Consider the following 10,232-nt stretch of genomic DNA (forward strand, 5'->3'; position numbering starts at 1 on the left):
ATGAATGAGACGATGTCAATCATACGAATTGCGCATGTAGAGAGAACATGGAAACCCGCGACCTTCAGAGCTTCCTTGCCGTTGCCGCCAACGGCAGCATCACCAAGGCTGCTGAGATGCTCGGGTGTTCCCAGCCTTCGGTGACACGCACCATTCAGGACCTCGAGGCAGAACTCGGCTTCGAATTGCTGCACCGGGTCGGTCGCCGGGTGCAGCTGTCTGAAGAAGGCGCCGCCTTCGAGGAGGAGGCGCGACGATTGCTGATGTCCTTCACCGAGCTTGCCGCGCGAGCCAAGATGATCGCCGCCGGCCGGGGACGAATCCTGCAGATTGTTACCACCTCCGCCATCGGTACTGGCTTGATCCCGACGGCCATGGCCGAACTCAAAGGTGTCGAACTTCCGCACGAGACGCATCTCGGGCAGTTTCTCCCCTCGATCGTCGCCCAGGAGGTGCGTAGCGGACGTGCCGAGATCGGGTTTTCAAGCTTGCCGCTCGATACGCCTGGTTTGGATGTCCTGCGGCTTTATTCAGCGCCTGATGTTGCTGCCGTGCGGGAGGACGATCCGCTGGCTGAACTTGACGTCATACCGCTTTCCGCTTTTGCCGGTCGCCGCGTCGCCACACTGCTCAACCCCCTACGTTTCCAGTTGCATGTCTCAAAAGCCTTGGCGGCCAGGGGCATCGACACAGGACCAGTGATCCGGACGAATACTGCATATGGCGCGTTACAGATCGTGCGTCAGACTGGTGCGGCGGCCGTCATCGATCCCCTCACCGCTTATGGCGTCGCCCTGCCCGATGTCGTCATCCGCCCGATCGACGCAACCGTTCTCTTTTATTGGGGCGTTATGGCTGCCGAAAAACGTCCGCTTCGTCCAGTCGCTCAGGCGTTGATGGATGCGGTCGAGGCGGTGGCTGAACGGTCGATCGTCGGCTTCAAGAAACTCGATCCGGCCCTCGCAGGCCAATTGGTGACCGATCCTGCGTCCGGTACAAATCACGGAACGGGAATATGAAGCATATCCCCGCCGCGCCGACGCCGACAGGTCTTGCTGCGCTCGAAGTACAGCTCGCGCAAGATCTCGACTTTCTCGAACTGCCCGCCAAGCCATGGGTTCCCGCGCGTTCGCACGATGGCGTGCCGGTCCGTGATGTCGTGGTGATCGGCGCCGGCATGTGCGGACTTGCTGCCACGGCAAAGCTGGTGCTGACCGGGATAACCAATGTCGTGGCCTATGATGCGGCTCCGGCCGGGCGCGAGGGACCATGGGTAACCTTTGCTCGCATGCAAACGCTCCGGTCGCCGAAAACCCTGCACGGTCCGTCGCTCGGCCTGCCGCAATTGACGTTCCGCGCCTGGTTCACGGCGCAATGGGGCGTTGAGGCCTGGCGCTCGCTGGACAAAATCCCCAAGGGCCAGTGGATGGACTACCTGGTCTGGTATCGCAAGGTTCTCGGTCTGCCGGTGCGCAACAGCGTGCGCATGACCGGACTGGCACCTGTTGGAGATCTGATTGCGATCGATATCGAGGGCGCGCAAACCGGCCGGGTTCTCACCCGTCATCTCGTTCTGGCCACTGGTCGGTCCGGTTTGGGCGGTTTTGCCGTGCCCGATTTCCTCAACGGTATCGACCGCGCCTATTGGGCACATTCTGCGGATGACATCGATTTCGACGGGTTGAAAGGCAAGCGCGTGGCCGTTATCGGCGCCGGTGCCTCTTCCATGGACAATGCCGCAACGGCACTCGAGGCGGGAGCCGGCTCCGTCGACATGTTGATCCGGCGCAAGGAGATGCCACGCATCAACAAGCTGACCGGCATAGGCAGCCCGGGTGTCGTGCTTGGTATGCATCACCTCCCCGATGCCTGGAAGTGGAAATTCTTCGACTACACCGCCTCGACCCAGACGCCGCCACCGCGTTCTTCAACGCTCCGCGTGTCTCGCCACTCGAATGCTCGGTTCCTTCTCGACTGCGGCATAGTTGCGGTGAAGGAAGAGGCCGGGACCCTGCTGGTGGAAACCACGCAGGGACCGTTGCGCTATGACTTCCTGATTGCGGCGACCGGCTTTTCAAATGACTTCAGCGGCCGCCCGGAATTTGCGGCGATCGCCCCACATATCCGCACCTGGTCGGATGGCCGATATAGGCCGGATATGGGGCCGGCTCGTGCAGGCATGTCGGACGCGCCGGATCTCGGTCCGGCCTTCGAGTTTCGCGAACGCGTCCCCGGCTCCTGCCCGATGCTGGCGCATATTCACTGCTTCAACGACGCCGCCATGCTGACCCATGGCAAGGTCTCTGGCGATATCCCGGCCGTCAGCGCCGGGGCCGGCCGTCTCGTCCGCGGCATTGCCGCATCGCTGTTTGCCGAGGACGTCGAAACCCACTTCGCCAATCTGATCGCCTACGACACGCCCGAACTTCTGGGCGACGAATGGGTCGATTCAACACCTTTGCTGCAGAAGGAGGCCGCGTGGTGATCGACGCAATTGACAAAGCCGCCGGTCTTTCGCCGGATGAGGCCCTTTTCGCCGCACGGCGGTTTCGGCCGGAATTCGTGCGAGGGGCGGAAGAATGTCGCCTCTCCGTCCTGCAGCCGGCAAACGATCAGGGGCTGGCGCCGAATTTAAGGGTTGCTCTGGCCCGCCGCATGGCGGCTCTGAATGATGATCCCGTCCTGATGGCCGACTATGATGTGCAGCTGGCCCAGCTTGGTCCGACGGAGCCGCTTCTGGCCTTGGCTCGGGGGGAAACGGATTTGAATGAACCCCTGGCGACCATCGTCCGTCATGTTGACCTGATCACCCTTACGCCGAAAAAGGCGGAGGCGAACCACATCGCCCTCCTCGCCGCGGCCGGACTGAACAATCCTCAGATCGTCGCGCTCTCCGAACTGATTGCTTTCGTAAACTTCCAGACGCGGGTTGCGACCGGCCTGCGATTGATGAGATCGGCATGATTTCCTCGGTTCGCCTGAAGCCGCTGAATTGGCGTCCCTACATCGCACCGGTCGAGCTATCCGAGGCCACGCCGGAACAACTCGAAGCGATGAAGGTAACGCCGTCGGCCAAGAAAGTTTCGGAATATGTGCGCACCCTTGTGCATGATCCCGAGAGTTATCTTGCCCGCACCGTCTTGTTCAACGCGATCATGTATGTCGAAGGCGGGCTTGCCCGTCCCGACCGCGAACTTGGCGCATTGGGTGCCTCGATCGTCAATGGCTGCAAATTCTGCGCCGTGGTTCACGCCCGCCGCCATGCAGAGCTGACCAAGAGCGACGAAGTGGTCACCGCGCTCTACCTCGACAAACCCGAAAAGCTTGGGCTGCGCGATGCAGCAATCTACAGCTTTGCCCGCCGTCTGTCGGCGGCGCCGTCGGAAGCAACGGTGACGACATCGCCTCGCTGTGTGCCGTCGGCATGAATGATGCTGAGATCATCGACCTCATCCACGCCATAGCGATCTTCGGCTGGGCAAACCGGCTGATGCACGTTCTCGGCCACGCGGAGAGCGGATGATGATGACCCACATGTCAAGGCAGTCCGTCCCACACTCTGAAGGGCTAACCAGAAATGCTTGAACTCAAAGATATAAGGCTGTCCTACGGAAGCACGCAGGTCCTGAACGGCGTCAATCTCTCGGTAAAGCGGGGTGACGTGGTGTCGATCATCGGCCCCAGCGGCACCGGCAAGACCACGCTGCTGAAATGCATCAACTACCTGGCCAAGCCGTCGTCCGGAACCATCGCGTTCGACCAGATTCGGATGGACTACCAGCGCGCCGACAAGACCGCTGTCCAGGCGATCCGGCTTCGAACAGCGATGGTCTTTCAGCAATTCAATGTCTTCAAGAACATGACAGTCCTCCAGAACGTGATGGATCCGCTTGTCGTCGTGCAGCGCAAGTCCGCGGACGAGGCGCGTGAAATCGCGCTGCGAGAGCTTGACCGGGTCGGCCTCTCAGCGAAGCGGGACAGCTATCCGTCCCAGCTGTCGGGCGGCCAGCTCCAACGCACCGGCATCGCGCGTGCGCTGGCGGTTCGTCCCGACGTGATGCTCTTCGATGAGCCCACGTCATCGCTGGATCCTGAACTCGTCGGTGAAGTTCTGAAGGTGATCAAGGATGTCACGTCGTCAGGGATCACTTCGCTGCTTGTGACCCACGAGATGCAATTCGCAAAGAACATCTCGAACCGGATCGTCTTCATGGATCGTGGCGTGATTGCCGCCGATGGCAGTCCAACTGAGATCTTCGATGCGCCATCCAGCCCACGACTTGCTCAATTCCTGCAGTCAGAACTCGCTTTTCAATAGCTCAACAAGAAGGGAACCAAAGAAATGTCTGCAATCAAATCCAGTCTTTCCCGCCGTTATGCCCTGGCCGTCGCCGGCGGCATCGCAATTGCCCTTGCGACAGCAGGGATCAGTTACGGTCAGACCGTTCGGACAATCAAGATCGCGACCTCTGCCGAATCCAAGCCGCTGGCCTGGGGCGCGCTCGGCGTCGAGCCGCAAGGCTATGAACCCGACCTCCTGAGGGCGATTAACGCAAAGTTGCCGCAGTACAAGTTCGAAATGGAAGGTGTCTCTGATATCGCGCAGGAAACCGGCCTGGCCACAGGCAAGTACGACATCGCGGTCGGTGGCTACTACAAGTCGTCCGAGCGCGCCAAGCAGTTCTTCATTCCGGAAAACCCCATGGGTGCCAGCCTGATGAAGATCTACAGCAAGAAAGGCAGCGGCATCAATGAAATGAAAGACCTGGTCGGCAAGAGGATCGTTCCGACCACGGCCGGCGGCGGAACCTACAAGTTTATTATGAACTGGCAAAAAGAAAATCCGCAATACAAGCTCGATGTCACGGCATCGAGCGCCGGCATCCCGTATCCGAACCGACTTGATGAAGTGCAGAACGGCAAGTTCGACGCGCTGGTCCTGCCTTCAAATCTGGGTGAGCAGACCGTCATCGATGAAAAGAAGCTCGACATCGTGGCGTCGGAGCCAGTCTTCACCAACAACACCTATATGCTTGTTCACAGGTCAGATGAAAACAAGGTTTTGGTCGATGACGTGAACAAAGTTCTCAAGGAGTTGAAAGACGACGGCACGATCGAAAAGCTATCGCAGAAGTGGTTTGGCGAAGGCATCGTCAAGTATATGAAATGATGTGATCTGAGTAGATATCGTCAGCGGCAAGGCTGAATTGCAAGAAGGAGTGTTTCAAAGTGGATGTTTCTGCTATGATTCCCGAGTTGCTCTCGGCATTGCCGCTGACGCTCGCTATCACGTTTACGGCCATGTTGGTCGGCTTTTGCTTGGCGCTCGTTGCGACAACATTGCGGATTCGCAGGATACCAGTGGTCAGCCACCTCACCGACCTCTACGTGTCCTATGCCCGCAGCGTTCCCGTCGTCCTCCAGTTGTTCGTCGCGTTCTACGGGCTCCCCCTATTGGTGGCCCTGTTCGGCTCCGCAGATTTCTTCTCGCCGACGATCGCTGCGATAGTCGGACTGAGCTTTTACCATGGCGGCTATCTGTCGGAAGTCCTTCGGCCCGCATACCTGGCCGTCGATCGCGGCCAGCATGATGCGGCCGACAGTCTAGGATATACCTTTCGCCAGAAGATCACCCGCATCGTGGGCCCGCAAGCGGTGCACTTCGCATTGCCTGGCTATGGAAATTCCATCATCTACCTGATCCATAACGTTGCGCTGGTCATGTACATTGGGGCTGCCGACGTGATGGCGACCGCGCACTTGATCATGGAGCGCGACTATAACCAGTACCAGTTCGAAACATACCTCGTCCTGGCCGTCATCTATGCGCTGATGTGCCTGATTGCCTGGTTCATCGTGCACTTGTTCGAGCTTCGCTCGCCGATGCAGGCGCCTGAGGCGACGACAACAGCTCAGATCAAGAACGCGGCCATCGCCAGCGTCTGACCTAAAGGGTATTAAACCATGTTCGATACCGAAATTTTGCTCCAGGACACCCAGGAAATTCTGGGCGCCGTACCTGTAACGCTTGGAATGGCGCTGACGATTTTCGTCTTGTCGACGATAGTCGGCAGCATTTTCGCACTCGTCGAATATAGACGAGTCCCGGTGCTGCGAGAGCTCATCATGGCTTACAAGATCGTCTTCAAGGGCGTTCCGATGGTCATCGTGATTTTCCTCGCCTATTTCGGTCTGCCCCCGGCATTCCAGTTCCTGCTCTCGTTGCTCGGGGTCAACTTCAACGCCCATGAAACACCCAACTCGGTCATCCTTGTTATTGCGGTGACAGGCTGTATCGCTGCGTTCCAATCCGAGATTATCAAGGGAGCCCTGAACGCCTTCGACACCGGTCAGTCAGACGCCGCCCATTCGCTGGGCTATACAAACGGCCAACTGTTTCGACGGATTCTGTTTCCCCAGGTGGTTCTCACGGCAATTCCTGATCTTACAACCTCGATGATGGTCATCATGAAGGCGCTTTCTCTCGGATTCGCCATCGAGGTTGTCGATATCTTCGCCCAGTCCCAGCTGACCGCCGCGCTGAACTACTACTACCTCGAAGCTTTCGTGATTGCCGTCGTGATCTACATGGTGATTGCCTATATCGTCACCCAGATTGCCGACAGGCTGGAGCAAGCCCTTAGGGTACGGACGTGAGCGAAGCGTCGTCAGGACCCGCGCAGCAAGGGCGGAGGAACTCAAGGCTCAGTTGAGGCCTGCAAACAGCTGATGGGGCGAACTCGCAGCCAGACCTGCGGGCTCATGTAATCGACACCTCACCCTGGTGGGTGCCACGGTCGACGGCTTGGCGACGACGAAGGCGAAGTTTCCAACAGCGGGCGCCGCATTATCGCAGATTGGTCAGATCCACTGGACGATTGTTGATGATCGCTTCCATGGAAAAGAAGCCTGTCACCGTAGCCAGGTCGAAGTTCGTGATCAGTTTCTGGTAGAATGCATCGTAGCCGGACATGCCTTGTGTCACGACCTTGATCAGGTAGTCCCAATCTCCTCCGATCCGATAGAAATCGATCACCTCCGGCAACCGTTCGACATGGGCACGGAACGCCTCACTCCACTCCTTGGAATGGTGGCGGGTGCGAACCATTACGAAAACCGTCAGATCGAGCCCCATGGCGCGGAGATCGATACTGCTGTGCGACCCGCGGATAACACCTAGCGACTGGAGGCGCTGGATCCGCCGCCAGCACGCATTCTGGGACAGGCCGACCCTCTCCGCCAACGCTGCGAAAGGCTTGCATCGATTTGCATGGCCGTCAGAATCTTCATATCAAATGCATCGATTTTCGCCCGATCTTCGATCATCTGACACGCTCTTTGCAAGAAATTGCAGAAAATAGGTGAATTTTTTCGACCGTGGAGCAGGGTACAATCCGAGTCAATATCCGAGCCGGGGAGAATGACCGTGCAAGCAGCTCGCCCAACGACAGGGCAGACCGAGACCCCTCTGTCAAAGTTCCGCCAGGGGCTGAAGAAAACGGCTGACGTGACCGCCGACCTCCGGGATGGGCTTGTGGGATCGACGGCGAAAATCGTGGGTCCCTACGGGCAAAAGGACTTGGTGTACGCCGACTATGTCGCGTCAGGCCGCGCACTCCGTCAGATCGAGCGCTTTGTGCTTGAGGAGGTCCTGCCGTACTACGCCAACAGCCACACGGAAGCCTCGTATTGCGGAGGCTTCATGACCCGCATGCGTCGGGAAGCGCGCGCCCAGATCGGTCAATTCTGCGGGGCCACCGAACGGCATGCCGTGATCTTCACCGGCTCCGGCGCTACGTCGGGGATCAACCGCCTCGTCAAGCTATTCGGGGTCGCTGAAGCCGTGGCAGCGGGCAAGCGCGCTCGGATCATTATCGGTCCCTATGAGCATCCTCCAACATTCTGCCCTGGCGCGAGAGCGGAGCAGAAATCGTGGAAATCGCTGAGGATACGTCTGGCGGGCCGGACTTGTCTCAGCTCAAGGACGCGGTTGGCGGGGGGTCGTCAGATCTGACGATATGCTCGATGTCCGCGGCCTCGAACGTCACGGGCATCACCAGCGATGTGGCGGCCATCACCGTGATCGTGAAGGCCGCCAGCGCAAAGATGATCTGGGACTATGCGAGCGCAGGTCCTTACCTGCCGATTTCCATGTCGCCCGCCCCAGATGCCGAGATCGACGCAATAGTTGTTTCGCCTCACAAGTTCTTCGGAGGCCCCGGCGCTTCCGGCATCTTGATCGTTCGACGCGACGGATCTTCGACGAAGACGCCGTCGTGGCCAGGTGGCGGGACGGTGAAGTTTGTCTCCCCGAAGACACACGATTACAGCGACAGCCTGGAATCCCGCGAGGAAGCCGGCACGCCGAACGTGATCGGCGACATACGAGCCGCGCTGGCCTTCATCGTCAAAGATGCGATCGGACTCGACGCGATAACAGCGCGCAATCGCGAGCTGGCGCGTCGTGCTTTTCGCGCATGGAAAGCCCTGCCGCGGCTGGAGCTCCTCGGTCTATCGGATCCTCAGCGGCTTCCGATCTTTTCCTTCCGGATCAAAAACGGAAAGGACGGCTACGTCCACCAGCAGTTGATCACGCGCATGCTAAGCGACCGGTTCGGGATCCAGGCGCGCGGTGGCTGCGCCTGCGCCGGCCCGTATGTTCACAGACTGCTGTCGATCGATGACGAACAGTCCGAGGAAATCAGGCAAGCCATTCTCTCCGGCGACGAAATGAAAAAGCCGGGATTCACCCGGCTGAATTTCAGCGTTCTGCTGCCGGACGAGAAGGTGCAGTTCATACTCGATGCCGTGGCGCAGATTGCGTCCGACGCAACGGACTTTGAGCATGACTACGACCTCGATCCTGGCCGGGCGATCTTCTTCCCGCGAGCCGCAGTCGAGGGCATCGCCCATGCAGCAGCCTGAAGTCGCCGGCTTCTATGATGCACGGACGGGCAGCATCCAACATGTCGTTGCATGCCCGAGTTCACGAAGATGCGCCATCATCGACCCCGTACTCGATTTCGACGAAAAGTCTGGCTCGACAGCAACGACAAATGCGGACGCGATCCTCGACTACATCAACAGCCGCAATTTGAAGCTCGAGTGGATCCTGGACACCCATCCGCATGCCGATCACTTTTCGGCCGCGGGTTATCTCAAGGCGAAAACCGGCGTGCCGACAGCGATCGGCGAGCGCGTGAAGCAAGTGCAGCGGATCTGGCAACGGATCTATAACTTCTCGGATCTCCCGTGTGACGGCTCACAATGGGATCGGCTGTTTTGCGACGGCGAGACCTTCAACATCGGCGAGCTGGAAGCGCGCGTCATGCACTCGCCAGGACACACCTTGGCGTCGATAAGCTATGTCATCGGCGATGCAGCGTTCATTCACGACACACTTTTCATGCCCGATAGCGGCTCCGCCCGGGCCGATTTTCCAGGCGGCAGCGCAGCTGATCTGTGGCAGTCCATCCAGGACGTTTTGAGCCTACCCGACCGGACGCGCCTCTTCACCGGGCATGACTACAGGCCGGGAGGGCGCCAGGCTCTGTGGGAGAGTTCGGTAGCGGAGCAGAAAGAGAAAAACCCGCATGTCGCCGGTCATTGTCGGAGTACGTTCATCAGGCTTCGAGAGGCCCGAGACAGGACATTGCCAATGCCAAAACTCATATTGCATGCCCTGCAGGTCAATATCCGCGGAGGGGAACTGCCTCAGGTCGAGGAAAATGGCCGGCGTTATCTGAGGATACCGCTCGACGCGCTGCCAGCATCGGTCTGGGATTAGTTGACGAATTGGATGGCTCTCTCCAGCAGTTCCTGCCCGCGATCGGTTTCAGGATCACTGATCGGGTGTACGCTCGGTCCGATTGGCGGAGGCGAGTCGATCCTCGCTACGCCCTATTGATGTACGTCGTCGGAATGAGCAATCCTCGGAGCGCTCTCGGAGGTGATCGCGGCAAGCAATTGGGGTGGCGCGTCTGCAACACTATTATCGATCGGAGGGGATATCTCGGATGTGGGATAGGATCATAAACCTTCGGATATCGAGCCACACCTGGGAGGTAATTCTTTTGGGGACGAAAAGCTTGAGGCGAACCTCAAGTAGCCGATGTATGTACTGGTGATTTGGCGCGATTCCAGTCGACTAGACCACGTCCTGTGATCGATGAATCGATTGTGATGTGACGGCTGCGTTTTGTGCTGATTCAACATCCACCTCGATGGAGGTG

Annotated in this window: 8 protein-coding genes and 3 pseudogenes; 10 read left to right on the forward strand and 1 reads right to left on the reverse strand. The window is 58.8% G+C overall.

Annotation, left to right across the window (positions count from 1 at the left end; genetic code table 11):
• The first annotated feature begins 47 nt into the window (after positions 1-47).
• The 8 genes and pseudogenes from NKH63_RS27090 (at position 48) to NKH63_RS27125 (ending at position 6,657) form a co-directional block, all read left to right on the forward strand.
• Entirely contained in the window at positions 48-1,019 is a 972-nt protein-coding gene (locus NKH63_RS27090) for a LysR family transcriptional regulator (RefSeq protein ID WP_352787593.1), read from the forward strand.
• Positions 1,016-2,485, forward strand: a complete 1,470-nt coding sequence (locus tag NKH63_RS27095) for an NAD(P)-binding domain-containing protein (RefSeq protein WP_352919558.1) — start codon at positions 1,016-1,018, stop codon at positions 2,483-2,485. Before NKH63_RS27090 ends, NKH63_RS27095 begins: the two co-directional genes overlap by 4 nt.
• Positions 2,479-2,964, forward strand: a complete 486-nt coding sequence (locus NKH63_RS27100; protein WP_352919561.1) for a CMD domain-containing protein — start codon at positions 2,479-2,481, stop codon at positions 2,962-2,964. The genes NKH63_RS27095 and NKH63_RS27100 overlap by 7 nt, the downstream gene beginning before the upstream one ends.
• Positions 2,961-3,523 (forward strand): annotated as a pseudogene (locus NKH63_RS27105) (peroxidase-related enzyme). Before NKH63_RS27100 ends, NKH63_RS27105 begins: the two are co-directional and overlap by 4 nt.
• Before the next feature lie 54 nt (positions 3,524-3,577).
• Complete coding sequence (locus NKH63_RS27110; protein WP_352464100.1) at positions 3,578-4,318, forward strand: amino acid ABC transporter ATP-binding protein; 741 nt, start codon at positions 3,578-3,580, stop codon at positions 4,316-4,318.
• A gap of 24 nt (positions 4,319-4,342) precedes the next feature.
• Complete coding sequence (locus NKH63_RS27115) at positions 4,343-5,170, forward strand: transporter substrate-binding domain-containing protein (protein WP_352919564.1); 828 nt, start codon at positions 4,343-4,345, stop codon at positions 5,168-5,170.
• A gap of 59 nt (positions 5,171-5,229) precedes the next feature.
• Positions 5,230-5,946: an amino acid ABC transporter permease gene (locus tag NKH63_RS27120; protein WP_352570659.1), complete on the forward strand. Its 717-nt coding sequence runs from the start codon at positions 5,230-5,232 to the stop codon at positions 5,944-5,946.
• Between the two features lie 18 nt (positions 5,947-5,964).
• The gene (locus NKH63_RS27125; RefSeq protein ID WP_352570658.1) at positions 5,965-6,657 is read left to right on the forward strand and encodes an amino acid ABC transporter permease; all 693 of its coding nucleotides are present in this window, start codon (positions 5,965-5,967) and stop codon (positions 6,655-6,657) included.
• 190 nt (positions 6,658-6,847) lie between these two features.
• Here the strand turns inward: NKH63_RS27125 and NKH63_RS27130 are convergent.
• A pseudogene (locus tag NKH63_RS27130) lies at positions 6,848-7,326 on the reverse strand (Lrp/AsnC family transcriptional regulator).
• A gap of 78 nt (positions 7,327-7,404) precedes the next feature.
• Here NKH63_RS27130 and NKH63_RS27135 point away from each other — a divergent pair.
• Both NKH63_RS27135 and NKH63_RS27140 read left to right on the forward strand, forming a co-directional pair.
• Positions 7,405-8,925: pseudogene (locus tag NKH63_RS27135) on the forward strand (aminotransferase class V-fold PLP-dependent enzyme).
• Entirely contained in the window at positions 8,912-9,787 is an 876-nt protein-coding gene (locus NKH63_RS27140; RefSeq protein ID WP_023680896.1) for an MBL fold metallo-hydrolase, read from the forward strand. The pseudogene NKH63_RS27135 and the gene NKH63_RS27140 overlap by 14 nt, the downstream one beginning before the upstream one ends.
• Positions 9,788-10,232 lie beyond the last annotated feature (445 nt).

This window comes from Mesorhizobium sp. M0960 (genome assembly GCF_040319055.1).
Lineage (GTDB): Bacteria > Pseudomonadota > Alphaproteobacteria > Rhizobiales > Rhizobiaceae > Mesorhizobium.

What these genes read in the sequence shown, in the direction of transcription:
- NKH63_RS27115 (WP_352919564.1), top strand. Translation starts at nt 4,343, where the DNA reads ATGTCTGCAATCAAATCCAGTCTTTCCCGCCGTTATGCCCTGGCCGTC.
- NKH63_RS27090 (WP_352787593.1), top strand. Translation starts at nt 48, where the DNA reads ATGGAAACCCGCGACCTTCAGAGCTTCCTTGCCGTTGCCGCCAACGGC.
- NKH63_RS27125 (WP_352570658.1), top strand. Translation starts at nt 5,965, where the DNA reads ATGTTCGATACCGAAATTTTGCTCCAGGACACCCAGGAAATTCTGGGC.
- NKH63_RS27110 (WP_352464100.1), top strand. Translation starts at nt 3,578, where the DNA reads ATGCTTGAACTCAAAGATATAAGGCTGTCCTACGGAAGCACGCAGGTC.
- NKH63_RS27095 (WP_352919558.1), top strand. Translation starts at nt 1,016, where the DNA reads ATGAAGCATATCCCCGCCGCGCCGACGCCGACAGGTCTTGCTGCGCTC.
- NKH63_RS27140 (WP_023680896.1), top strand. Translation starts at nt 8,912, where the DNA reads ATGCAGCAGCCTGAAGTCGCCGGCTTCTATGATGCACGGACGGGCAGC.